The organism is uncultured Erythrobacter sp. (assembly GCF_947502395.1).
GTDB lineage: Bacteria > Pseudomonadota > Alphaproteobacteria > Sphingomonadales > Sphingomonadaceae > Erythrobacter.
In genome coordinates this window covers 948,778-972,550 of sequence record NZ_CANMZM010000002.1, presented here as the reverse complement: position 1 = coordinate 972,550, position 23,773 = coordinate 948,778, and the positions used below count along the sequence as shown (strand labels likewise).

Here is a 23,773-nt window from a genome sequence, read left to right as displayed (position 1 = left end):
GCGATACACTGCGCGGAACAAGTAGGAAAACGCGCCTAGAGGTTCGCTGAGTAAAGCGTCAGCAGATCAGTATAAGCCTGCTCAGCAGCTGCTTCGGCGTAGACGGGGCTATCAGGCACGGTCCAACCGTGATCGCCTTCATAAACCGTGACCGTGGCAGGACGACCAGCCGCTTCAGCGGCGGCCACGAATTCGTCCTTATGCGTTGGCGCGGCGGCATCATCATCTTGCGCGACTGCGATCAGAAAGCCTGCCTGGCTCGCGCCGAGCACTTTGTGTGGGCTCTTTGCATAATCATCGCGCACAAGCCCTCCACCATGGAAACTGGCTGCAGCCTTGATCCGTGTGGGAACCGCAGCTGCGCTCCAAACGGTGAATGGACCACCCATGCAATAGCCCTGGGTGCCGATACCTTTGCTGGTGTCGACGGCCGCTTGCGCATCGAGCCACACCACGGCTGCGCCCGCATCCCGCCCGATGGAATCGGCATCGAGCTTTTCGCGCCAAGGAGCGACTTTCGGGAATCCCTCATTGCCGAAGAAATCAGCAAAGTCTTCAAATTGCTGGCCCGCGACATCGCGATAGTATGGATTGAGCATGAGCACCGCATAGCCCTCACCCGCGAGGCGGCGCACCATATCGATCTTCGCGGCGCGGATTGAAGCGATATCCGGCCAGAAAATGACCGCCGGATGCTTGCCGTCTGTTGGATGCACAAAAATAGCATCCACCACGCCATCGGCCGTTTCGAATGTCACATCGGTCTGGGTAAGGGGCACAACCTCCTCGCCTTCTTCCCCGCTGGCCGTCACAGCCTCGGGAGCGCATGCCGTGACCGCAGCAGCGCCAGCAAGAACGCCCAAATCGCGGCGACTAATCTGCCCGCGTGCCCACTCTTTTAGTTTGGCTTCATCACACATCGTGTCTCATCCTCAAAACCCTGATCTCGCGGTTTGATAGGCCCAAGGTCCCGCCATGGACAAGCGGCAATTTGCAAGGCAGGTTGCGCTGCGAGAGGGGGCTTCACTGCACCCTGGGGAGAGAGACAAATGAAAAAGCTGTTTTGGGCAGCGCCCGTATTGGCGTTGGGCGCATTGGGTTTGGCATCATGCGAAGAGATGGCCGGAAACAGTGAGGGCGGCATTACGGCAGAAATGCTCCTGGGTGCAGGGAGTGACGGCGACGGGGACAACGCCGATTGGATCACCCATGGCCGGACCTATGATGAGCAGCGCTTCTCTCCGCTAGAGAAGATCAATGCAGGCAACGTTGGCGAGCTTGGCCTTGCATGGTTTGCCGATATGGACACTGCGCGCGGGCAGGAAGCCACACCCCTTGTCATCGATGGCAAGATGTACCTCACCACCGCATGGTCGAAGGTGAAGGCCTTTGATGCGACCACAGGCGAGCCCCTGTGGGATTATGATCCACAAGTTCCCGGCGAAACCGGAGTCAAAGTGTGCTGCGATGTCGTCAACCGAGGCTTAGCTGCATGGGGCAATGACCTTTTCCTAGGCTCGCTTGATGGTCGCCTGATCTCACTTGACCGCGACACGGGCGAGGTGAATTGGGAGGTCGTGACCGTTGATCAGGACATGGCCTATTCGATCACCGGCGCGCCGCGCATCATTGATGGCAAAGTCATCATCGGAAATGGCGGCGCCGAGTTTGGCGTGCGCGGATATATCGCGGCCTATGATGTGGATGACGGCAGCGAGCTGTGGCGCTTCTACACCGTGCCCGATGGCACCGAGGGTGATGATGCGCCCGGCCACCTGAAAGCAGCGGCAGAGACGTGGAATATGGAAGCGCTCGCCGGATCAGACGCCATTGGCGGCGGGGGAACCGTTTGGGATTCCATGGCCTATGACCCCGATCTCAACCTCCTCTATTTCGGCGTTGGCAATGGGAGCCCATGGAACCGCGCCTACCGTTCCCCCGGTGAAGACGGGACCGGCGAAGGCGACAACCTTTATCTTTCCAGCATCGTAGCGATCCGACCTGATACGGGCGAATATGTCTGGCACTATCAGACCACGCCGGGCGAAACGTGGGACTACACCGCGACGCAGCACATCATCCTTGCTGATATGGAGATCGAGGGTGAGGAGCGTCAGGTTCTGATGCAGGCTCCCAAGAATGGGTTCTTCTACGTGATCGACCGCGCGACTGGCGAGTTCATTTCCGCTGAAGAATACATTCCGCAAAACTGGGCGGAGGGGATCGACGAAAATGGTCGTCCAATCTTCAACCCCGAAACGCGCATCGACAAAACCGGGGAGGCCGCGATAGTGATGCCGGGGCCGCTTGGGGGCCACAATTGGCACCCGATGGCATTTCATCCGGGCGAAGGGCTTGTTTATATCCCCGCTTTCGAAGCGGCGACCGTCTACGCACCAGAAGCGGATTGGAAGCCGGACCGGGCGCGCGGGTTTAACGTGGGCTTTGACTTGGGCGCTGGTGATTTGCCGCCTGACCTTGGCATTCGCAAAGGCCTTTATGGCACTGTCAAAGGCAAGCTGACGGCTTGGGATCCCGTGGCACAAGAAGCACGCTGGACGGTCGAGTTTCCGGGGCCGTGGAACGGCGGACTGCTTGCGACCGGCGGCGGTCTTGTGTTCCAAGGTAACTCCTCCAGCGAGTTTGCGGCCTACAACTCGGGCACGGGTGAGAAGCTTTGGAGCTTCGCTGCACAGACGGGCATTGTGGCTCCCCCCATCACCTACACGGTGAGCGGCGAACAATATGTCGCTGTTCTGGCCGGATGGGGCGGCGCCTATGCAATCACTGCGGATGGCCATATGATCAATGATCAGGGGCCGGTACGAAACATTTCCCGGTTGCTTGTGTTCAAGATCGGTGGCGAGGCCGTCCTGCCTGACGTGCTGACCCTTGCCGAAATCCCACTCGATCCGCCACCATCACGCGCGAGCGCTGAGACAATTGCCTTGGGCAAGGTGAACTACGCCCGCTATTGCGCTGTCTGTCATGCGCCCGCAGCTGTGGGCTCAACCACGCTACCGGACTTGCGGCGTTCAGGTACGTTGGGCAATGCAACAAGCTGGCAAGCGGTTGTTCACGATGGGCTCCTTGCCGATAACGGTATGGCGAGCTTTGCAGCCTCGATGTCCAAGGACGAGATCGAGGCGATCCGCGCTTACGTGATCCAGCGCGCCAACGAGGACAAAGCGCTGGAAGCGGCAAGCGCTGAACAAGTGGCGCGGCGTTGATCTGTTGCGCATGTCGTTAGAGAGGTAATTAATCCAAATATTGACTTGCTGTATTATATCACCAATACAGCAACATCTCCCTTGCTCAGTCGATGAGGATCGCACCGATGAAGATCATGGCACTCAAATCTCCTTTCGCCTCTCGCTCGATCCTTGGCTCGGGATTGAGGGGCCTCGCCACACTGTTCGCGAAGACGGCTGGCTTGGGCGAATAGGGGTACGATAGACAACACATTCAAGAAGTCAGTGCCTGAGCCCCAACGCGCCCTCGCTCCGGTTGAAACTCGACCGTGATGATGATCCACTCATTGCGGACTAGGTTTCCCTCAAGGTCCTCCACGATAACACGATACTTGTCTTGGGCCCTAAGCGCCGCACGCCCAAAACCGTAGCCTGGAGGGCTCTCTTGCAAGATTGAGCATTTTCTCACCCGGTTACGCCGGACGGCAAAGCATTTGAGGTGCGCAAAGCCTTGAATGCCCTTTGAGCGTGCAGCCCTCGGATATTCTGCAGGAAATGGGATCTTGTTCATCGAAGGCGCCCAACGCGCCGTGAGGTCAAGGCGCACATCATCCCCATTGCCGCTTCCGCCAAAACGACCGCCAGTTCCTCCCCCTGTGCCTGCCTGCCGATTGGCACCGCCATCTCGGTTGTCACTGGGTGCATTCGTTATGCCACGGCCAATATCGACCGGCCCCACGTCTAAAGGGGGTAAATCAGTGAGTGGCTCAGACGGATTGAAAACCAGCGGCGGCGACGGATTGATTGGCCGAGTTGGCGGCAATGGCGCGGGAGGCAAAGGGGCTGCTGACGCCGTTACAACAGCCTCAATGCCTGCCGACTGGTCGTCTTTTCTGGGTTCCGCTTGTTCAGAATCATGCTGCGGGCTTTGCAGCTCAACTTCAACCATCATCAATCCATCTTCAAGTTCCACCGAAGGTGAGGCAGAGAAATTGAGTAACAGAATCCAGCTGAACAGAAAAAACGTAACGAAGAGCGCCGCAAGAAACGCAATGGGGCGATTATCGCCCGGCCGCCACGGGCCGGAAATTAGGATCGCCTCTCTCGAGATTACCCTCTCCATGAGATGTATTCTCTGAAATCCCGACCATTGAATAACTGGGTATTACCAATCGCCTGCCGGTATTCATTGATAACCGCGCCATACATTTCATGGCCTTACCAAACACTAGCCCCTAAAGACAACCGTCCGATTGCCATTCATCAGGACACGTTCGCCTGCAAAAAGCCGCACGGCTTCGGCAAGCACACGGCGTTCGATATCGCGGCCCTTGCGGACCAGATCAGCAGGTTCGTCGGCATGGGTGATACGCTCCACATCTTGGTGGATGATTGGCCCTTCATCGAGGTCCGCGGTTACAAAATGCGCGGTTGCTCCGATGATCTTGACCCCGCGCTCGTGAGCCTGGTGATAGGGTCTTGCGCCTTTAAAGCCCGGCAAGAAAGAGTGGTGGATGTTGATACAGCGGCCAGCGAAATGCGCGCTCTGCTCATCGGAGAAGATTTGCATGTAGCGAGCGAGCACCACCAGTTCGGCCTGGGCTTCTTCAGCGATCGCGCGGACCCGCGCCTCAGCCTGAGGCTTCGTCTCTTTCGTCACCGGGACATGGTAGAATGGGATGTCGCCAATATCGGTCCGGATCGCAACGTCGCGCGGATGGTTGGAAACAACCGCAACCGGCTCAATATTCAGCTCACCTACGCGGTAACGATAGAGCAGGTCCACTAAGCAATGGTCGCCCTTTGAGATCATAATGATCACCCGGCGCGGACGGTCTTGCGAGACGATCTTCCATTCCATCGCGTATTCGCTCGCCAGCTTGGTAAAGCTCGCGCGAAGTTGATCGGCGGTCGTACCGGTGGGATCAAATGCAACCCGCATGAAGAAGCGATCACTGGTCTCATCGCGAAATTGCTGCGCGTCGAGAATGTTGCACCCGCGCTCAAACAGAAACGCGGTCACTTTAGCGGTTATACCGGTCTGGTCCGCGCAATCGAGCGTCAGAACTAGGGGGTCACTCATGCTGGTCTTTTCACATTCTCATGCGCGCAGATTGGCCATCATCAACTTTGATCACGGCACCAGTCACACATTCGCTCGCCGGCCCCACCAAATAGAGCAAGGTTGAATCCAGCTCGGCGGGCACTGGCACGCGTTTGCGAGCAAGCATCGGACGTGGGTCGCCGATGCGTTCAAACATGCCGTCCGTCATCTCGGTAACGAACATGCCGGGGCAAATCGCATTGACGTTGATATTGGCATAGGCCCACTCAACACTGAGCGTTTCGGTCATACGGGCAAGCGCGGTCTTGGTGGTGGCATACAGCGCTGCCCCACCGCCATCATAACGGTAATGCGCGGTCGAAGAGATATTGACGATCCGCCCTGGCTTCTTCGCGGCCAAGAGCCTGCGCGCAACTTCGCAAGACAGGATCCACGGCGCGCGCAAGTTCACGCCTAGCACGCGGTCGATAAGCTCAAGCTCCATCTTATGCGCGCGTTGCGCATCGGGAATGCCAGCATTATTGATAAGGATATCGACGAGGCCGAGTTTCTTCTCAGCCGCCTCGACCGCATTCACCAGAGCATCGGCATCGGTGGCATCCATCGGGATGGCAATCGCTTTGCCGCCATTCGCATTGATCTCTTCAGCAAGCGCTTCCAATCGATCCACCCGCCGCGCGCACAGAGCGACTTTTGCCCCTTGGCTCGCCAAAACACGGGCAAATCGCTTACCGAAGCCGGACGAGGCGCCCGTGACCACGGCCACGCTTCCCGAAAGGTCGGTCGACGCGTTGGGAAGCGGGAAGTCTTGTGGTTGGTTATCACTCATTTGGTGGGCTTACCTCCCTGACAGCGCCGCTTCGCTTTGCTCCATTAGCTGCGTAATGATGTCCATCACCGGCTCTTCCTTGGTGACCATTCCGACCGATTGGCCCGCCATAAGCGATCCGTTTTCGACGTCGCCTTCGATGACTGCCCGGCGGAGCGCTCCGGCCCAGAAGTGTTCGATTTCGAGCTGCGCTTCGCCCATATCGACCTCTTCACGGTCGAGCATACCGGCGACTTCAATTTGCTTCTTGGTGAATTCTTCGGTGCCCTTATTCTTAAGCGCACGCACCGGGATCACCGGCAAGCGCGCATCGACCTGGACGCTCGCTTCCGCATCTCGAGCCTTGGCGCGATAGAAGGCTTTTTTGAAATCAGGGTGCGCAATGCTCTCTGCCGCGCAAGCGAAGCGCGTACCCAGCTGCACGCCGCATGCGCCCATTTCGAGATAGCTCGCAATTGCCTCGCCCCGGCCAATGCCACCTGCGACGAACACTACATGGTCTTGAGAAAGAGCGGGAAGGAATTCCTGAGCCAGCACGCTGGTTGCAACCGGGCCGATATGGCCACCCGCTTCCATCCCTTCGATCACAAGAGCATCGCCGCCAGAGCGAAGGAGCTTCTTGGCTAGCGCGAGCGTTGGCGCAAACACGATAACCTTGCCACCAAATGCCTTAATCGCCTCAACGCTGCCCTTTGGCGGAATCCCGCCAGCCAGTACGACATGGCTGACTGCGTATCTCTTGCAAACTTCAATGAGATCAAAAAGCTGCGGGTGCATGGTGATGAGGTTCACACCAAAAGGCTTATCGGTCAGCTGTTTGGTTGCGGCGATTTCAGCATCGAGTAGCTCGGGCGTCATCGCACCGCACGCAATCACACCAAAACCGCCTGCATTGGAGATGGCAGAAACAAGATTGCGCTCAGACACCCAGCTCATCGCACCGCAAAGGATCGCGGTTTCACAGCCAAGAAAATCGGTTCCGCGCTGCATCATCGCGCTGGTTTTTGGATAACTGGTCATACGAAGGTTCGATTAGGGGGGCGGCTGCAAAAGATCAATCGCGCCAAACATCAGTCATGGTGCACGATACGAACTTTGCTTGCCGTAGTGGCAGCCAAAATGCGGGCTTCATCGGTGTCCCTGCCCCTGGCAAGTGCAACTGCCATGCGGCGATAGGGGCGCGTTGTAGTCTTGCCGAAGATGCGGACATCGGCGCTGTCATGGGTGCCGAGAGCCGCGTCGACACCCTCGAAGGCAAAGTCTCCGCTCTCGCGCTCTGCGAGGATGACGGCAGAGGCGGCGGGATTGGCTTCGATTGCGCTGGGGACAGGCAGTCCGAGGATCGCACGGGCGTGCAGGTCGAATTCGGTCAGGTCTTGGCTCGCAAGCGTCACCATGCCGGTGTCATGTGGACGCGGGGAGAGCTCTGAAAAGATCACCTCATCATCGCGAACAAAGAACTCAACGCCAAATAGGCCCCAGCCACGGCCATCACCTTGCAGAGCTTCGACCACCTTGATCGCCATCTCTTGCGCCTTGGCAATCGCACCTGGTGACATGGCAGTGGGCTGCCAGCTTTCCTGATAATCGCCGCGTTCCTGGCGGTGACCAATAGGCGGACAAAAGCTGATCCCGCCCGCATGTCGCACGGTCAGAAGCGTGATCTCATAATCGAAGGCTATGAACTCCTCGACGATCACCCGTGCGCGATCACCGCGCATATTGGCACAGGCATAATCCCACGCCTCTTCAAGGGCCGCGGCGCTGTCGACCTTGCTCTGACCTTTGCCAGACGACGACATCACAGGCTTGATGACGCAAGGAAAACCCGAGTGCTCCGCTGCCGCGTGCACCTCTTCAAGGCTGGTGGCGTAGCGATAGCGCGATGTGGTGAGGCCCAAGTCCCCGGCTGCCAGATCGCGGATGGCATCGCGGTTCATCGTCAGCTGTGCCGCGCGGGCAGACGGGACGATATTGAAACCTTCGCCTTCAAGTTCGCCTAGGACTTCGGTCCGGATCGCTTCGATTTCTGGAACGATCAGGTCAGGGCGGTGCTTTTCTGCTGCTGCGCGCAAGGCGGATCCGTCCAACATGGAGAAGACTTCGCATGCGTCGGCAACTTGCATGGCGGGGGCGTTCTCATAGGCATCGCAAGCAATAACCCGCGCGCCCAGACGCTTGGCTGAAATGGTGAACTCGCGGCCCAGTTCGCCAGAACCGAGGAGGAGGATAGTGGCTGTAAAAGACATACGCCCGCCGTAGCGCAGTGCTCGAGCCCCTCCAAGCCCAGAGAGCGCGATCCGGTAGTGGAGTTGGTTAGGGCATTCTCTTGGCCGAACGCTCGACCACGCTCTCCATTGCGCGCTCAACCGTGCGCCCGTTTGAGAGACAGGAATGCGGCTGACAGATCGCGGCCTGCGTACCCCCAGCCGAGCGGGCCATCACAAGGCCCAATTCGGCCTGGCGGATTGTCCACTCTGCGCTCAAATCTGCCCGAGCGATCCCGGCGCTTGCGCTCAGTTCTGGCTCGCTCCCGGTAGCGGGCATCGCGAGCCGACTAAACACCTGAAGCGTGTCAACCGCCCAAGCTCGCGCTTCTTTCGGCCGCATGCCGGGAAGAATCACGCCAAATCGCTCATCGTCGATTTGCGCAAGGCTGTGATGAGGCTCCACCATAGTCTCGAGGAAACGGGCAAAGCCCCAGCGAATTTCATCAGCAGTGCCCTGCCCATACTGCATGAAGATCGCGCGCATGCCATCAATAGCCAAGATTGCGGTGCTGACGGTTTCGTTCATCGCGATACTGCTGGTCAGACTGCCGACGAACGAGCGACGGTCTGCAAGCCCGGTGAAGGGGTCATTGATCGCACCCTTGTGCGTCAGCTGGGGTGTCACATATTTGTGCTGAACCGATTGCAAGGCACCCAGGGCGCCAACAGCATGCTCTGCATCGCAGTCCAAACGCCTGAGCGTCAATGAATACCAATGCTGATCATGACCCTGCTGTTTTTCCGCGTTATCGGGATCAACTAACTCGACCTCATTTGGACGACCAATCATTTTAACCGGAAACTCGAGTTTGCACTCGCACGCCTCCCCAGCCATGACTTTTTGGAAGTACTGCGTCACCTGCCGCTGGTGATCGCCCAAGGCGAAATCAGCGATATGTGGCATCAGCAATAATGATTGCAGATCAACTCCCAAATGCTCCGCATTTTGCGATGCATTTACGACAAAACCCGCTTGATCCAATTGCACGAAAATCTCACGTGCCGACCCATTCTTTACATCGCGCAGCGGGTTCGCGCCCGCTTTGTCAACTTTTGTAAACATTCCTTTTGGCCCCCGGCAATTCAGCAACAACCCACTGCAGATCCGCCAAAGAGAAAGGCCCGCGTAAACTTACTATTTATCGCGAAGTTTCAGGAGAATTGCCTATCTCCCGCCACTTTTGCCCTGCCCCTGTTAGCCTTCGTTAAGTAACTGAACTAAATAACGAATCAGCATTAGCCATGTTTACCATAAAATCGGTTTTTGTAGACTTTGACAGGAAGCCTCGGCGACTCGGGAGGGGCCTTAAACTTCGATCATGATACGAACATATTCTGGGCTGATTCCATATTCCGAAGCGATACGTACGCGGCATTCCTCAATCAGGCCGTCATTTGCTGGCTCATCCAGTGCTCCCATGAGCTCGGTCTCGGAGACGCCAAGAACCTCTGCGATGGGGCCAATGCGTTCGGGCAAGGGACGCGCCTTGCCTTTCTCCCACGCCCAGACCGTGGGTTTGCTAACGCCAAGCGCATTGGCAACCTGCTCAAGCGTCAAGGAGCGTTCTCGGCGCAATCGGTTGAGCTGAGTGCCAAGCTGACCGCCTGATGAGGGACTGCCGAATGATGGTGTCGCCTTTTTCTCCGGGAGCGCGCGCGAAGGTACCGACCGAAGTTCACTCGCCGCGAGCTCTGCTTCGCCCAAAGCTTGCTCGAAGGCACAGCCGTAAAGTCGCTCGCTCACCCAGACGATCTCAGCGCCAACTGGCCCCACATCAGGCAGACCAATCGCCAAGCGCTCGCCGGGTACCAGTTCCAGATCGGTTTCAATCAAAAGACCAACGGCGGACAGATTATGGATCGTCACATTAGTCGGCATACCCCCAGACGATACCCCGCTCGTCTGGAGCTTCAGGGCCCGGCGCGGATGACGCCTGCCATCGACTGTTATGCCGTTAGTGAGTTCGGTCTGCTCGAGGTAAGCTTTCAGCGCCATGACAGGGCTCCTTGGTAAGAGCCCTCAATTCCGGCCAAAAACGTTAAGACGGACTTAGCAAGCTTGGTTAATAGCGACCAAATGCACTAACACGCGGTGAACCGTTGCCCGCAGTAAGTCGTCTGAAGCTTATTCCTCTGCATCAAGCCCGTAAGCGGTGTGAAGCACTCTTACCGCGAGCTCCGTCTCATCCTCATCAATTAAGACGCTGACCTTGATCTCTGAAGTCGAGATCGCCTGAATATTGATACCGCGGTCCGACAGCGCACTGAACATCGTGCTGGCGACACCTGCGTGACTCTTCATGCCGACGCCTACGACAGAAATCTTGGCGACCTTGCTGTCGGTGATGATGCGGTTGAAGCCGATGCCTTCGCGCCGATCGTCCAGAAGCGCCTGCGTCCGTGCCAGGTCAGCACCGGGCACGGTGAAGGTCACGTCGGTTTCACCCTTGTCGCGGCCGACGTTCTGAATGATCATGTCGACATTGATGCTGGCCTCAGCCAGTGGCGCAAAGATGTCCGCCACCGCACCCGGCTTATCCGGCACGCGGGTCAGCGTCACCTTGGCTTCGTTTTTGTCGTGAGCGATCCCGGTTACAAGTTGGCGTTCCATTTCGCCCCTTTCGACCATTTGTTCCATTTCTTCATCCGACACGATCAATGTGCCAGGCAGTTCGTCGGCGGGCACTGCGTCGTCACCCACAAAGCTGGAAAGCACCTGAATGCGCACTCCTGCCTTCATCGCGAGGCCAACAGAGCGGGTTTGCAGAACCTTCGCGCCGACGCTCGCAAGTTCAAGCATCTCTTCATAGGTGACGGCTTTGAGCTTGCGCGCTTTTGCCACAATGCGTGGGTCAGTGGTGTAGACCCCGTCGACATCGGTATAAATATCGCAGCGATCCGCGTTCACCGCCGCAGCCACCGCCACCGCTGAAGTGTCGGAGCCACCGCGGCCAAGCGTTGTTATGCGCCCCTCATCTGACATGCCTTGAAAGCCCGGACACACCGCAATCTCCCCAGATTCGATACTCGCAATCATCTCGGGCGCATCGATGGTGGTTATGCGGGCCTTGGCATGCGCCTCAGCCGTCTTCACCGGCATCTGCCAACCAAGCCAGCTGCGCGCTTTGCACCCAAGCGATTGCAGGGTCAGGGCGAGAAGACCGCTGGTGACCTGCTCTCCGCTGGAGACGACCACGTCATATTCTGCGGGATCGTAAAGCGCATTCGCTTCGCGGCAAAAGTTTATGAGGCGATCCGTCTCACCCGCCATCGCACTGACTACGACAGCGACTTCGGCATTGTCGGCGGCTTGCGCACGCACGATGTTAGCGACGCGGCGAATCCGCTCGGTCCCCGCCATCGAGGTACCGCCAAATTTCATGACAACTCTCTGCTTTGTGTCGGACAAGACCGAAAAGCTCCTGCTGGTTACGTGTCGCTGGCGCTGCTAACGAGGGTCTATGGGAAACGCAAACGTCGATTCAGTCAATCGCTCCAGTGGGAGCGGTGTAACGATCCGCCCCGAAGAGGCTGAGTTCTTCTCCAACCTTGCCAAGGATTGGTGGAACCCCAGGGGCAAAATGGCGAGCCTGCATCAGGTGAACCCCGTCCGGCTTGGCTTTATTCGTTCGGCGGTGGATGCGCATTTTGGGACCGATGCACGCAGCATCAAACCGCTGACGGGCAAGACCGCGCTAGATATCGGCTGCGGCGCTGGCTTGGTATGCGAGCCCCTGTCGCGGCTTGGCGCAGAGGTCACCGGCGTTGATGCAGCAAGCGACAATGTGCAAGCCGCGAGCGCGCATGCAGAGGCCGGCGGTCTCGACATCCGATATATGATGGGTGAGGTTGCTCCACTGGATATTGGCAAATTCGATCTGGTCACCAGCCTTGAGGTGGTCGAACACGTCGCGGACAAACGCGTGTTTCTGGCCGATGTGGCAGCGCGGATGGCTCCTGGTGGATTGCTGGTGCTCTCGACCCCCAATCGAACAGCGGCCTCGCGACTTCTGCTGGTGGGTGCCGCCGAAGCGGTCGGCTACGTGCCCAAGGGCACGCATCATTGGGAAGACTTTGTAACGCCAGAAGAGCTGGAAGAATTGCTTGTAGAGGTTGGTTTTGAGGTGATCGAGCGTCGTGGCATCGCCTGGAGACCAGGCAAAGGACTGCATCTGTCGAATGATGAGGCGCTCAATTACATTTTGAGTGCGCGCCGAGCCGCGTAGCTACAATATGCGTGAGGCCTGTTCAGGGCTTGGCACCCAACATTCCTCGCGTCTGCCGAACCATTTGTAGCGATTGCGCGCGATCGTCTTGTAGATGGGATCGCGGATGAAGCGCGGAACCAGCCGGAAGACCACTCCAGCACGCCAGGGCCAGCCAAGCTGCGACCACATATGAAGCACAGCATCGCTGTTCATCCAGATGCGGCCGCCCTCAATTGGTGGGTCGAGAATGATGAAACTGGTGGGATCAAGCGGATCAAGACCCCCGTGACGCATGATGGCTGCGCCTGCCGCGTCCTGCATCGCAGCCATCCGGAACCGCCCTTTGGGATCATTCTTCAGGATGAAGCGCGCATTGGCGGTGCACAAAACGCACACGCCGTCGAAAACGATGATCGGCTTATCGCGCGCTAGAGTGGCAAAGGCCTCATCGGCAACCACACTGTCTTCAAGGGGCATCCTCGTTCTCCACCAGGGAGACAAACTCTTTCACATTATCGGTAAAGAAACCGTCAGCACCCGACTCGATCGCTGCCTTCCAGAGCGAGCGCCATTTGCCGTCTGCCGAAGGACCACCCTCGTTTTGGAGGCTTTCAGGGAGAAAGCCGTTTTCCTTGCGCAGCGTCCATGGGTGCACTTTGAGATCAAATCCATGCGCATCGGCCACCAGCGAGGTCTGAACCATGCTCTGCGGATCGAGAACGTGACCCAGCCACGGGCCGATCCCGTCGGCATAGGCAGCAAGCTCTTCCAACCCCGTCGGCGTTATCATTTCGGCATAGCGCATATCCGGCTCGTCGACAGGCCCGCCCTCGGGCGCAATCAGTTGGATAAGTTTGAAGTCGCTGCGCTGATTGAGACGACGCAACGTGCCCACTTCGAAGCATTGGATAAAGATCGGATCGCTCGGCTCAATCCCCAGATCGCGAAGTTCGCGCAAGATCAGGTCAACCATGTCGATGCCCTCAACCTCCAAGAGGAAGTTGGGTGCCTTGAGTTCCGGGTAAAGCCCGATGCTGCGCCCGGTCTCCGCCTCTTTAGCACGGACCAGTTTCACGATCTCTTCAAAGGTCGGAACCTGATAAAGCCCATTGTAGCGCGCGTTCGCAGGGCGACTTCCCGGCACGCGTTCCTTGGCACGCAAGGTGCGAAGTTCGGCAAGCGTAAAGTCCTCAGCGAACCATCCGGCGACGCGCGTGCCGTTGATAGTCTTCTCGCGGCGCAGATGCTCAAACTCTTCGCGATTGGCGACATCGGTCGTGCCTGACAGCTCATTCTCATGGCGCGAAACGAGCTCCAGATCCTTTGTCACCACAAGGTCCGGCTCGACAAAGTCCGCACCCTGATCGATCGCCAGCTCATAGGCCGCAAGCGTGTGCTCGGGCCGATCGCCGCTTGCACCCCGGTGCGCGATGATCAATGGATCGCCCACACCCATTTCAGAGGTGGCCAGTGCCGGAATGGGAACCATAAGCAGCGCTGCGGCTGCGCTCACAATAAGTTTGCGGACCATTCATCTTCCTTGAATCCGACGAGAATACCATTGGCATGCTCCACCACTGGACGTTTGATCATAGAGGGGTGCTGAACGAGCAATTGGACAGCTTTGTGACTATCGGCCGCATCCACTTTTTCAGCGTCTGACAATTTGCGGAATGTCGTGCCGCGCTTATTCAGCACGGTGTCCACGCCCTTATCCGCGATCCACGTGGTCAGCTTGCCTTCGTCAGCACCCTCTTTCTTATAGTCGTGAAAGGCGTAGTCGATGCCATTGGCCTCAAGCCACTTCTTCGCCTTCTTGACCGTGTCGCAATTGGGAATGCCATAAAATTCTATAGTCATTATGCTTCCTATTTACTGCCCAGATGCGCGTCGGCGATGGCAACAGCAAGTGCATCTGCTGCATCTGCACCGGCCACCTTTGCACCCGGCAGCAACACTTTGATCATTGCTGCAACCTGAGCTTTGTCAGCCCCACCTGTACCCACAACCGCTTTCTTGACCAGCCGGGCTGCGTGTTCATTGACGGATAGCTCAGCGCCTCCACATGCTGCAAGAATGCTCCCACGCGCTTGCGCAAGTTTGAGCGTCGACTGAGGGTTTTCATTGACAAACACCTCTTCGCATGCGGCGCGATTGGGTGAGTGCTCGTCAATTACCCGAGCAATCTCGGAATGGAGCAGCGCTAGCCGCTCGGTCATAGGCGCCTTGGTGCTGGTCTTGATCTGACCATTGGCAATGTGGGTCAGGCGCGAGCCGTCTGAGCGGATCACGCCCCACCCAGTGCAAGATAAGGACGGATCTAGGCCAAGAATGATCATGAGAGCCCCACCAGCCAGCCCAGTCGCCATGCAATCGCCAGCGCGAAGGCCGCGAGCAGCGCAGCCAGATAGAGCCACTCGAACTTAATCAAGCGTCGAGTTTCTCCATCACGTCATCGCTGATCGCATAGTTGCCCCAAACGGTCTGCACATCGTCGTCATCCTCGAGCGTGTCGATAAGCTTCAAGAGCGTGCCCGCGCCCTTCTCATCCATGTCGACGGTGAGGTTAGGCTTCCATGCAAGCTTGACTTCTTTGGCCTCACCCAAAACTTTCTCCAGCTCCGAGGAAACGCCGTGAAGGCCGTCTGCTGCAGTCCAGATTGTGTGGCCGTCTTCGGAGGATTCGATATCTTCTGCGCCAGCTTCCATGGCGGCTTCGAGAACGGTGTCCTCATCTCCAGCTTCTGCCGAGTATTCGATTAGCCCAACCCGTTCAAAGCCATGCGCAACCGAGCCTTCCGTGCCAAGGTTGCCGCCATTTTTGGAAAACGCCGTGCGCACTGCTGTCGCCGTACGATTGCGGTTGTCGGTTAGTGTCTCGACAATGATCGCGCTTCCGCCGGGGCCATAGCCTTCGTAGCGAACCTCTTCATAGTTCTCGCCATCGGCGGCAGCGGCCTTGTCGATCGCGCGCTGGATATTGTCCTTGGGCATGGATTGCCCCTTGGCGGTGTTGACCGCCAGACGCAGGCGCGGGTTCATGTCCGGATCAGGCGTGCCCATTTTGGCGGCAACCGTGATCTCGCGACTCAACTTGGAAAACAGATTTGAGCGCTTCTTGTCCTGCGCACCCTTGCGGTGCATGATGTTCTTGAATTTGGAATGGCCTGCCATGGGAACCTTTTATGCGAACTCTCTTTATGAGGTCATTTAAGCGTGAATTAGGGGGATTGCATTAGCCCCATGAGTGACATGACGACAACCCCTCTATCTGGCCCTCAATCTGGCCCGCTTTCGAGCGACCAAGCCGAGGCGGTCTTCGGTGATGGTCGCATCGCTGATACGCACGCCGCCCCGGCCAAAAGCATCGGCGGCGAATGGCGTCGCTTTGGCGCATTTCTGAAGCGGCCAAACCTCGATCTACGCTTCCGGAGCGAGGACGCTTTCACAGTATTGGCTCGCATTTATGTACTCGATATCGCTGTCATGGCAGCGTTGGTCGGGCTTGCCAGCACGCTGGTCGCGATGGGCGTTTACATCCCGGAGACTGCCCTAGCGGGGATGGAGTTCACTTGGGAGATCATTCTACTGGTGGTTGTCGGCGCGCCGGTAATGGAAGAGATCGCTTTTCGCGGCTGGCTCGGGGGCAAACCGGGCCCGATCCTCGCGTTGTTGCTGCTTGGTGCTGGCGGCCTTGGTTTTGCGCTCGTTCACGCAAGCAGTCCGGCCTACGGCTCGATACTGGCGATTGCGGGAATTGTGGGTGCGGGTTTAGCGCTGTTTTTGCTGCGAAACAGGCCTACGATGAGCTGGTTCTCTCGCGCCTTCCCGCTCTTCTTCTGGTTTTCAACCACTGCATTCGCGCTCGTCCATCTCGCAAATTTTGACGAGGGCTCTCTCGCAATCCTGCTGCCGCTGGTGCTACCCCAGTTTGTTCTGGGAATGATGCTAGGTTACGTGCGCGTGCGGTTTGCACTCTGGGCGGCGATACTGCTCCATGCAGCACACAATGCGACAGCGATTTCAATAGCTGCCTTGGCGAGCGACCTTAGCTAAACGCAGATCAAGTTCGCATTTTCTTAAAGAACTGGGCTCAAATTAATTCGAGCCTATGGATTCAAAAAAACGTCGAATAACCAGACAGAGGTTTGTAGTCGAACAGAAGCACCGCTGCTGCTATTGCGGGCGGGTATTCGGACCAAAAGGCTCATTACTCGAAGCAACAATCGAACATTTGAAACCACTTGCCGATGGTGGATCAAACAGGCAGGAGAACCTTGCCGCTGCATGTCGCCATTGCAACCAACACCGCGGGCGACAAATGCAATCATCGCGCTTTCGGGGATTCTAGATCCGAACAGCAGTCCCGCTGGCCGACACCATCAGCATGGAACCCGTGTCGCCGACAACCTCATAATCAAGGTCAATCCCGACCACAGCATTCGCGCCCTTGCTCGCCGCTTCGGCTTGTAACTCGGCGATTGCTTCATCACGGGCTTCTTTCAAGATCCGCTCATAGCTGCCCGAGCGTCCGCCGACGATATCCCGGATATTGGCGAAAAGATCGCGGAACAGGTTCGCTCCGACGATCACCTCGCCGACCACTATGCCGCAATACTCCTGGATAGGACGGCCCTCCACGGATGGAGTGGTGGTCACCAGAATGCCGCGTGCGTCTTTCCAAGGTCCGGCCATGTCAAATCCTCCCTGTCACAGTGTGTTATCAAAATAAGACAGGAGCGGAGAGTTTCAATACGCTTGCCTGTTGCGCTAAAGCTTCCAGATGGCTGAAGAAAACAAATCGAGCTTTATTGGAATGCTATTGTCAGACGTTGCGGCTTCACAAGAGCGTCACGAGGCGCATTCAAACCAACAATCTAATTAGAACTCTATTCGCCGCAACCGAGGGATCTGCCTGGATTTACAAGGAACACATTCAAGCTTTAGCGGAAACCACGGACATGATCGAAGCGGATGAGGTGCTTGCTTTGTCAGAAGTCACATTAACCGTCGACAAAGCCGGAAAACTTCATTCCCACCCAAGGTTTCTGACTACGACTGCGAGCGTTAGGCTCGTATCTAGAATCGCGCACCGTATCGCTCCAGACCACCAGATTAACTTCGGCGGCGGCGAATGGAGCCTCTTTCAAGAGGCGATTGAGGTCAGAAATCGGCTAACGCACCCGAAGGATTTGAGTGACCTTATCTTGTCAGAAGAGCAAACTGTGACTTGCACCAACGCATTTTATTGGTTCCTCGAAGAGACCACACATTCATTGGCAGCCGCCACAAGGGCCGCTCGATCCTATATTGATAGCATCGAGCACGAATTGTCTGATTTCAAAACGAGAAATTTGGAGGCGATCAAAGCCTATCAGCAAGCAAAACGCCGACTTGACGATAGCGATTAGCCCATGCCCAATGCGGCTTTATATGTTTCCAACAACATATCTTGCTCCGAACGCTCATCTGGCTTCATTTTGCGCAGCTTGATAAGTTGGCGCATTATCTTGGTATCATAACCATGCGCTTTGCCTTCGGCATAGACATCGCGGATGTCGTCGGCTGTGCCCTTCTTTTCTTCTTCGAGACGTTCAATTCGCTCGATCAGCAAGCGTAGGCGGTCGTCGGTGGCTTCGGCCATCGTTTGGGTACTCCAAGAGAATCGGTTGAAAATATCGGCGCACGCTTATCAGGCGAATGCAGGCTGTGCAGCTTTGCCTTTCTCTTCTCCACCGGTCTACCCACAACTTGCTAAGGTCGCTCGATATTGTAGGATCGATTGCACATGGCACGCGAGGGGGAGTAGCCAGTGGATGGACGGATAGAGCGCAGCGGTGTTCTTCAACGCGCGCAATGGGCCCTTGGTTTGCCCGCCCTTTTGGTGTGGAGGCGTGCATGACCGCAGAGCAACTTGAAACAGTGCCAAGCGAAACGGATACACGCGGCAATGTCGTGGTCTTTTGCGGACACATGTTCAACAGCGGAAGCGAAGCGGAGCAATCTCTCGCCCAAAGGGTGAGCAATCACCTGGAAGAGCTCGAAATAACAGTTGGCTACGGTCCACTCGCCTGCGGCGCGGATATCGTCATTGCCGAAGAGCTGCTCAAGCGGGGAGCGGAGCTAAACGTGGTACTGCCCTTCGCCGAAGAGGATTTCATCGACGAAAGCGTAACCTCGGGCGGCCACGATTGGGCAGAGCGGTATTACGCCTGCCGGAACGCCGCCAAAACGATAAGCTTTGCAACTCCCAGCGACTATGTCGGCGATGACAATCAGTTCGCTTACAACACGCTTTATGCAATGGGATTAGCGCTCTTGCGAGCGCAGAAACGCCAATGCGAGGCATTTCAAATCGCCGTCGTCTCCGATGAATTCGCGAGTTTCTCGGCCACCGGCAAAGCAGGCACGAAAGCCGATATGAAGTTGTGGCAGGACCTCGGCCGCCACACCGTGACCATACCAGCAGGCAAGGTGCCGCGAAATCTGCGCTTCCCCAAACGGGCCAAGATTGGCGATGGGACCAAACGCGAAATCCGATCGATCATCTTTGCCGACTACAAGGGCTTCTCGCGACTTGGAGAGCGCGAATTGCCGGAATTCATGCACCTCATCATGGGTCGGATCGCACTCGTGCTGCACGAGCATGGTGACCATGTCGAGTTCCGCAATACGTGGGGCGATGCTGTTTACGCGATTGTAGATGAACCCAGAAAGGCCGCCGCGATTGCGCTGGCCCTGCAAGAAGCGCTTGATGATATTCCGCGCGGTCTTGTGCCTTCAGGCGCGGTCGCGGGAATGCGGATTGGTGTGCATTACGGCCCAATCTGGGTTGGTACAGACCGGATCACAGGAAATCGTTTGTGGTACGGCGGCGAGGTCAACCGCACCGCCCGGATCGAACCCGTCACTCCAGTGGGCGGCGTTTACTGCACCGAAAGCTTTGCTGCAGCGCTTCTGATGGACAATTGCCAGGAATGCACCTTCACCTCAGTCGGCCGTGTCCTATTGCCTAAGAAGTACGGGGAGGTAGAGCTCTACCGGCTAGATAGCCTGGGCGAGGAAGCCTAGCCCTTTGCGTTTTTGGCGATGCTCGCCTCCATCGCGGCGAGCTGTTCCTGTGTCGCGGGTTTTTGCCGCGTCGCCTTCCACTCATCCTGAGGCATGCCGTGAATGAGCTCGCGCGCCGCAGCTTTGTCACCCTCAAAGCCGGCATCACGGATCCAGTCGGCCAGGCAATTGCGGCAAAATCCGGCAAGGCCCATCAACTCGATATTCTGGGCATCATGGCGGTGCTGAAGATGGCGTACCAAGCGTCTAAAGGCTACCGCTGCCACAGCATCGTCCAGTTGAGAGAGATCATCCTGGGCTGATTTCGTATTCATGTGGTCTTTTCCTTGAGTTGCAACAATGCTGTGTCATAGCAAGCATAGCGAGAGATAGCCCAAGGGATCAGCGCCGCCATGACAAATTCTGCTAAAACTGGGCGAGACAATACTCGAATCGACCCGCGCGGGCGCAAGGTCAAGATATTGGCGACGATTGGCCCCGCCAGCCGCTCTCCGGAAATGCTGCGGAAGCTCTTCAAAGCGGGAGCCGACGCATTCCGGGTCAATATGAGCCATGGCACCCACAAGGATCATGCCGAGGCGATCAAGGCGATCCGGGCGCTTGAGAAAGAATTTGCCCGGCCGATCGCGATCCTTGCCGATCTTCAGGGGCCAAAGCTGCGTGTGGGTGAATTCAAGGATGGCAGCGCGGTCATCCGCCACTCGGGCCATTTTACTTTGGACCGCGACCCTACGCCAGGCGATGAGACTCGTGTGTGCCTACCCCACCCTGAACTCTTCGGCATATTGGAGCGCGGTCAGCGCCTCCTAATCAATGACGGCAAGATCAAGCTGGTGGTGAAAGAAGCGGATGAGGACCGTATCTTTTGCTCGGCAGAAGTTGGCGGGGTGATATCAGACCGTAAGGGGGTAAACGTACCCGATGCAGAGATTCCCATCCCTGCACTTACTGACAAAGACCGCAAGGATTTGGCCTTCGCTGTCGAGCATGGCGCAGACTGGATCGCGCTCTCATTTGTGCAGCGGGCAGAAGATTTGGCGGAGGCACGCAAGCTGATCGCGGCGCATAAGGGCTCAAAGACAGCCCTATGTGCCAAGATTGAGAAGCCCATGGCCGTCAATCGCCTGTCAGAGATCATCTATCAGGCCGATGGCATAATGGTTGCGCGTGGAGACCTTGGTGTAGAGCTTGAACCTTTCGAAGTGCCCCCGCTTCAGAAGAAAATTGTCAACGCGACACGGCGCGCTGGCAAGCCAGTGATCGTGGCAACACAAATGCTTGAGAGCATGATCGAGAGCCCCATGCCAACGCGCGCAGAGGTCTCAGACGTCGCCAATGCGGTATATGATGGCGCGGATGCGGTGATGCTGTCCGCCGAAAGTGCAGCGGGTGACTGGCCAGAAGAATCGGTGGCGATGATGAACTCCATCGCACTCCAGATCGAGAGCGATGAAGGCTACAAAGAGCGCGTGCGCCTCCTTGAAACCCAGCCTGATCCAACGACATCCGATGCGCTTGCACACTCTTGTATGACCATCGCTGACACGGTTCCGATCAGCGCGATCACCGTTTTCACATCGTCCGGCTCCACCGCACGCCGCGTCTCCCGCGAGCGGCCCGATACGCCAGTCCTCGTCCTCACTCCGAGCGTAAGAACGGCACGGCGTGTCGCCCTGCTTTGGGGAGCCCATGCGGTCGTGACCAAGGACATCGGCAGCTTTGAAGAGATGATCGCCAAAGGCAAACGCATGGCCCTGCGCCATGGCTTTGGTGAGCCGGGATCGAGACAAATTGTGCTCGCCGGGGTCCCCTTCGGAACGCCGGGTTCGACGAATGTGCTGCATGTGGTGACGCTGACCGGTGATGAACTTGAAAAGCATGCAACGCAAAACTGAGCGAAACTGGCCCAAAGACTATTAGAATCTTGCAGGCTTAAGAGGGGTATGCATAGTGTCCTGGTGGGTGATTTCAACGACATGATCGGCAAATTTGGCCGCTATGCAATCACCCTTTTGATTGCTGCTTCCTCCTCATCGCCACAGCCGGTTTATTCCCAATCCGGGAGCGGTCCCGATGAGGGCTTGATCACCAATGATGATTCCCCGTGCTACCCCCCTTTGTCTGAGCTGAATCAAGTTGAACTGAACCCAAAAAACTCAATACCGTTACGCAAGGACCTGTGTATTGCCGCGATCTCATCGGCCCCGATCGATGAACGCGGCTATCACCTTGATGCGGCAATGCAGGCGCTGATACTGGTCTCTACACGGCCCATCACAGAACTTGATGGACTACAGTTCGCCAACCGTGATACCGCCAGGTCTTGGCGCTCAAATTGACCGGGAGAGCCGCCGATACCAGTCGAAAATTCGAATCAGAGATAATCGCGGCGCGCGATGCGGCGGTCGCGCAGGGCGATCTCTTGGCGGAAGCATATTCCTTGAATTTTCTTGGTAGGATTTTCGTGAGACGCGACAATCTGAACGGGTTGCAAGAGGTTGTCGATCGCTTGGGAAAGCTAAAAGAACAACTGAAAGTGCCGCGTACAAAGCGCGATTGGCTTCACTATTCTTCACAGCTGGCCAAAGCCAAAGGCGATACCATTGATGCGATTGAAACTGTTCGGCAGCTCGCAGACTACAACAACCGCAATGGCGCAAAAGCTCTCGCAGCGCTGAACAGTATCAGCCTTGGTAATATCGTTTACGACCTGGGCGATTACGAAATGGCCTTAGGCTTCTACGAGGAAGGACGCCTTGCCCTCGAAGAAACTGGACGTACAAGAACGCACAATTATGGCGTGATACTCAAGAACATCGGATCGAGTTACACTGACCTAGGGCAGCACGAAAAGGCGCTTCCCTATTACGAACAAGCAACCGTTATCGACCGCAGGAACAACAATAACGCTGGGCTGGGCTACAATTTTTTCTGGCAGGCAAAGTCACTCGATTTTTTGGGACGGCACCGCGAAGCAATCCGTCTAGCACGCGAAGGGGCAGCGCTAAGCGCTGAATATGGCAGTGCTATGGAAGCGGCCAATTCTTTCGTTTGGCTTGCCGCACGCGAGCTTGATGCTGGCGAGCAAGAGGCTGCGCTGCTGTCTCTGAGCCGAGGAGCCGATTTAGCTAGGAATGAAGCCCGGAGATGATCCTACCAAAGTGTTGGGCAACGAGCATCGCTATTGGGCGGTGTCCTACGCGCAGACAATGGCAGACGTGCTCGAACGGACCGGCCAGCAGGGCGAGGCATTGCGCTATGCCAACTTCGCACTCGATATGCACTCTGACTGGCTCGAAGCGGAGAAAGTCAGGGCAACCGTCAACGCCGAGACACTGCTGGAACTGCGCAATCGGGATCGCAATATCGAAGAGCTCGAATTGCAAAACGCGCTTAGCGTAAGCGAACTCTACACTCAACGCCTAGGGACTATAGCTGCGCTCGCGGGGTTGTGGCGCTGGCGATAATCGCAGGCCTTTTGGCGTTCTCGTGGCAGTCTCAACAACGCGTCTCCAGATTGCAGCAAATTGTTTTGCGTGAAGAGCATCATCGCACAAAAAACGCGCTCCAATTGGCTTCCAGCCTGACGCGATTTCACGAGCGCAGCGGTTCCAACGATCTGCGTGAGATACGGCAACGGCTCCACACGATGGCACTGCTGCACGATCACCTCCACACCTCCGAAACCGAGATTCAGGTGAAGCTGTGTTCATTCTTCGAGGAATTGTGCGGCCAGTTGGAGAAGGCGATGGCGCCTGAGGGTGTGTCGATCTCTGTCGAGTGCGATCAGCTCGACGTTCCCCCAAGCGTGGCTACACCGCTTGGCCTGATGATCTGCGAGATGGTCATCAACAGCTGCAAGTACGCCTTCCCGCATTCTGGCGGCACGATTACGCTGCGTTTCTCGAAAGACGAGCGCGGACTCAGCATCTCAGTTTGCGACGACGGAATTGGCGATACCGGCGAACATCCCGCTCTGCCCGGCGTTGGAACAAACCTTATCCACGATCTCGCCGATCAGATTGCCACCGCAGCACACTTCGAACAGTCTTCTTCTGGGACGTGCTGGCATGTCGATGCGATTGAATTGCACTTCACTCGCTTGGGATAATAACTTGCGGCGTATCGGTTACCGACAA

At 57.0% G+C, this 23,773-nt stretch carries 28 protein-coding genes; 11 read left to right on the top strand and 17 right to left on the bottom strand.

The window, feature by feature from the left end; genetic code table 11:
• Positions 1-35 precede the first annotated feature (35 nt).
• A complete protein-coding gene (locus Q0778_RS11025) occupies positions 36-920 on the bottom strand; it encodes a dienelactone hydrolase family protein (protein ID WP_298336009.1) in 885 nt (294 codons plus the stop codon).
• Between the two features lie 129 nt (positions 921-1,049).
• On the opposite strand from Q0778_RS11025, the gene Q0778_RS11020 reads away from it, so the two are divergent.
• Entirely contained in the window at positions 1,050-3,230 is a 2,181-nt protein-coding gene (locus tag Q0778_RS11020; protein ID WP_298336007.1) for a PQQ-dependent dehydrogenase, methanol/ethanol family, read from the top strand.
• A gap of 235 nt (positions 3,231-3,465) precedes the next feature.
• Here the strand turns inward: Q0778_RS11020 and Q0778_RS11015 are convergent, their stop codons facing one another.
• From Q0778_RS11015 to Q0778_RS10980, 8 genes are all read right to left on the bottom strand, one after another.
• Entirely contained in the window at positions 3,466-4,314 is an 849-nt protein-coding gene (locus Q0778_RS11015) for a hypothetical protein (RefSeq protein WP_298336005.1), read from the bottom strand.
• 105 nt (positions 4,315-4,419) lie between these two features.
• Complete coding sequence (gene purU / locus Q0778_RS11010) at positions 4,420-5,274, bottom strand: formyltetrahydrofolate deformylase (protein ID WP_298336003.1); 855 nt, start codon at positions 5,272-5,274, stop codon at positions 4,420-4,422.
• 10 nt (positions 5,275-5,284) lie between these two features.
• Positions 5,285-6,085 carry an SDR family NAD(P)-dependent oxidoreductase gene (locus Q0778_RS11005; protein ID WP_298336001.1) on the bottom strand — a complete coding sequence of 267 codons (801 nt, stop codon included), beginning with the start codon at positions 6,083-6,085 and terminating at the stop codon, positions 5,285-5,287.
• A gap of 9 nt (positions 6,086-6,094) precedes the next feature.
• Positions 6,095-7,105 carry a nitronate monooxygenase gene (locus Q0778_RS11000; protein ID WP_298305681.1) on the bottom strand — a complete coding sequence of 337 codons (1,011 nt, stop codon included), beginning with the start codon at positions 7,103-7,105 and terminating at the stop codon, positions 6,095-6,097.
• Between the two features lie 50 nt (positions 7,106-7,155).
• Entirely contained in the window at positions 7,156-8,334 is a 1,179-nt protein-coding gene (gene purT / locus Q0778_RS10995; RefSeq protein ID WP_298335999.1) for a formate-dependent phosphoribosylglycinamide formyltransferase, read from the bottom strand.
• Between the two features lie 67 nt (positions 8,335-8,401).
• Positions 8,402-9,418, bottom strand: coding sequence for a GGDEF domain-containing protein (locus Q0778_RS10990; RefSeq protein WP_298335997.1), 1,017 nt, complete (start codon positions 9,416-9,418; stop codon positions 8,402-8,404).
• Between the two features lie 243 nt (positions 9,419-9,661).
• Positions 9,662-10,351, bottom strand: coding sequence for a helix-turn-helix domain-containing protein (locus Q0778_RS10985; RefSeq protein ID WP_298305690.1), 690 nt, complete (start codon positions 10,349-10,351; stop codon positions 9,662-9,664).
• Between the two features lie 129 nt (positions 10,352-10,480).
• A complete protein-coding gene (locus Q0778_RS10980) occupies positions 10,481-11,737 on the bottom strand; it encodes an aspartate kinase (protein ID WP_298305693.1) in 1,257 nt (418 codons plus the stop codon).
• A 79-nt stretch (positions 11,738-11,816) separates the two neighbouring features.
• On the opposite strand from Q0778_RS10980, the gene ubiG reads away from it, so the two are divergent.
• Positions 11,817-12,581 carry a bifunctional 2-polyprenyl-6-hydroxyphenol methylase/3-demethylubiquinol 3-O-methyltransferase UbiG gene (ubiG, locus tag Q0778_RS10975; protein ID WP_298335995.1) on the top strand — a complete coding sequence of 255 codons (765 nt, stop codon included), beginning with the start codon at positions 11,817-11,819 and terminating at the stop codon, positions 12,579-12,581.
• On the opposite strand, the gene Q0778_RS10970 is transcribed toward ubiG, so the two are convergent.
• From Q0778_RS10970 to Q0778_RS10950, 5 genes are all read right to left on the bottom strand, one after another.
• Positions 12,582-13,040, bottom strand: a complete 459-nt coding sequence (locus Q0778_RS10970) for a DCC1-like thiol-disulfide oxidoreductase family protein (protein ID WP_298305698.1) — start codon at positions 13,038-13,040, stop codon at positions 12,582-12,584.
• A complete protein-coding gene (locus tag Q0778_RS10965; protein ID WP_298335994.1) occupies positions 13,030-14,094 on the bottom strand; it encodes a glycerophosphodiester phosphodiesterase family protein in 1,065 nt (354 codons plus the stop codon). The genes Q0778_RS10970 and Q0778_RS10965 overlap by 11 nt, the downstream gene beginning before the upstream one ends.
• The gene (locus Q0778_RS10960; protein ID WP_298335992.1) at positions 14,073-14,423 is read right to left on the bottom strand and encodes an ArsC family reductase; all 351 of its coding nucleotides are present in this window, start codon (positions 14,421-14,423) and stop codon (positions 14,073-14,075) included. The genes Q0778_RS10965 and Q0778_RS10960 overlap by 22 nt, the downstream gene beginning before the upstream one ends.
• 8 nt (positions 14,424-14,431) lie before the next feature.
• On the bottom strand, positions 14,432-14,902 hold the full coding sequence (gene ruvC, locus Q0778_RS10955) for a crossover junction endodeoxyribonuclease RuvC (RefSeq protein WP_298335990.1): 471 nt from the start codon (positions 14,900-14,902) through the stop codon (positions 14,432-14,434).
• 88 nt (positions 14,903-14,990) lie between these two features.
• Positions 14,991-15,737 (bottom strand): YebC/PmpR family DNA-binding transcriptional regulator, encoded by a 747-nt coding sequence (locus Q0778_RS10950; RefSeq protein ID WP_298305709.1) that lies wholly within the window; start codon positions 15,735-15,737, stop codon positions 14,991-14,993.
• 69 nt (positions 15,738-15,806) lie between these two features.
• On the opposite strand from Q0778_RS10950, the gene Q0778_RS10945 reads away from it, so the two are divergent.
• The gene (locus Q0778_RS10945; RefSeq protein WP_298335988.1) at positions 15,807-16,619 is read left to right on the top strand and encodes a CPBP family intramembrane glutamic endopeptidase; all 813 of its coding nucleotides are present in this window, start codon (positions 15,807-15,809) and stop codon (positions 16,617-16,619) included.
• 55 nt (positions 16,620-16,674) lie between these two features.
• Positions 16,675-16,914: an HNH endonuclease gene (locus Q0778_RS16365; protein WP_366519542.1), complete on the top strand. Its 240-nt coding sequence runs from the start codon at positions 16,675-16,677 to the stop codon at positions 16,912-16,914.
• On the opposite strand, the gene Q0778_RS10940 is transcribed toward Q0778_RS16365, so the two are convergent.
• Positions 16,911-17,258, bottom strand: a complete 348-nt coding sequence (locus Q0778_RS10940; RefSeq protein ID WP_298335986.1) for a heavy metal-binding domain-containing protein — start codon at positions 17,256-17,258, stop codon at positions 16,911-16,913. The two genes, Q0778_RS16365 and Q0778_RS10940, sit on opposite strands and share 4 nt — an antisense overlap.
• Positions 17,259-17,524: 266 nt before the next feature.
• On the opposite strand from Q0778_RS10940, the gene Q0778_RS10935 reads away from it, so the two are divergent.
• On the top strand, positions 17,525-17,974 hold the full coding sequence (locus Q0778_RS10935) for a hypothetical protein (RefSeq protein WP_298335983.1): 450 nt from the start codon (positions 17,525-17,527) through the stop codon (positions 17,972-17,974).
• Here Q0778_RS10935 and Q0778_RS10930 read toward each other — a convergent pair.
• Complete coding sequence (locus tag Q0778_RS10930) at positions 17,971-18,207, bottom strand: DUF2312 domain-containing protein (protein ID WP_298305724.1); 237 nt, start codon at positions 18,205-18,207, stop codon at positions 17,971-17,973. The genes Q0778_RS10935 and Q0778_RS10930 overlap by 4 nt on opposite strands.
• A 254-nt stretch (positions 18,208-18,461) precedes the next feature.
• Between Q0778_RS10930 and Q0778_RS10925 the strand changes: the two genes are divergently transcribed.
• Positions 18,462-19,634: an adenylate/guanylate cyclase domain-containing protein gene (locus Q0778_RS10925; RefSeq protein WP_298305726.1), complete on the top strand. Its 1,173-nt coding sequence runs from the start codon at positions 18,462-18,464 to the stop codon at positions 19,632-19,634.
• Here Q0778_RS10925 and Q0778_RS10920 read toward each other — a convergent pair.
• Positions 19,631-19,948, bottom strand: coding sequence for a DUF1244 domain-containing protein (locus Q0778_RS10920; RefSeq protein ID WP_298305731.1), 318 nt, complete (start codon positions 19,946-19,948; stop codon positions 19,631-19,633). The two genes, Q0778_RS10925 and Q0778_RS10920, sit on opposite strands and share 4 nt — an antisense overlap.
• 78 nt (positions 19,949-20,026) lie before the next feature.
• Between Q0778_RS10920 and pyk the strand changes: the two genes are divergently transcribed.
• The 5 genes from pyk to Q0778_RS10895 all read left to right on the top strand — a co-directional run bounded on the left by pyk (position 20,027) and on the right by Q0778_RS10895 (position 23,745).
• The gene (gene pyk / locus Q0778_RS10915; RefSeq protein ID WP_298305736.1) at positions 20,027-21,529 is read left to right on the top strand and encodes a pyruvate kinase; all 1,503 of its coding nucleotides are present in this window, start codon (positions 20,027-20,029) and stop codon (positions 21,527-21,529) included.
• 63 nt (positions 21,530-21,592) lie between these two features.
• A complete protein-coding gene (locus tag Q0778_RS10910; RefSeq protein ID WP_298335981.1) occupies positions 21,593-21,973 on the top strand; it encodes a hypothetical protein in 381 nt (126 codons plus the stop codon).
• Entirely contained in the window at positions 21,970-22,785 is an 816-nt protein-coding gene (locus tag Q0778_RS10905; protein ID WP_298335979.1) for a tetratricopeptide repeat protein, read from the top strand. Before Q0778_RS10910 ends, Q0778_RS10905 begins: the two co-directional genes overlap by 4 nt.
• The gene (locus tag Q0778_RS10900; RefSeq protein WP_298335977.1) at positions 22,769-23,101 is read left to right on the top strand and encodes a hypothetical protein; all 333 of its coding nucleotides are present in this window, start codon (positions 22,769-22,771) and stop codon (positions 23,099-23,101) included. The genes Q0778_RS10905 and Q0778_RS10900 overlap by 17 nt, the downstream gene beginning before the upstream one ends.
• Positions 23,086-23,745 (top strand): sensor histidine kinase, encoded by a 660-nt coding sequence (locus Q0778_RS10895; RefSeq protein WP_298335975.1) that lies wholly within the window; start codon positions 23,086-23,088, stop codon positions 23,743-23,745. The genes Q0778_RS10900 and Q0778_RS10895 overlap by 16 nt, the downstream gene beginning before the upstream one ends.
• The last annotated feature ends 28 nt before the right edge of the window (positions 23,746-23,773 follow it).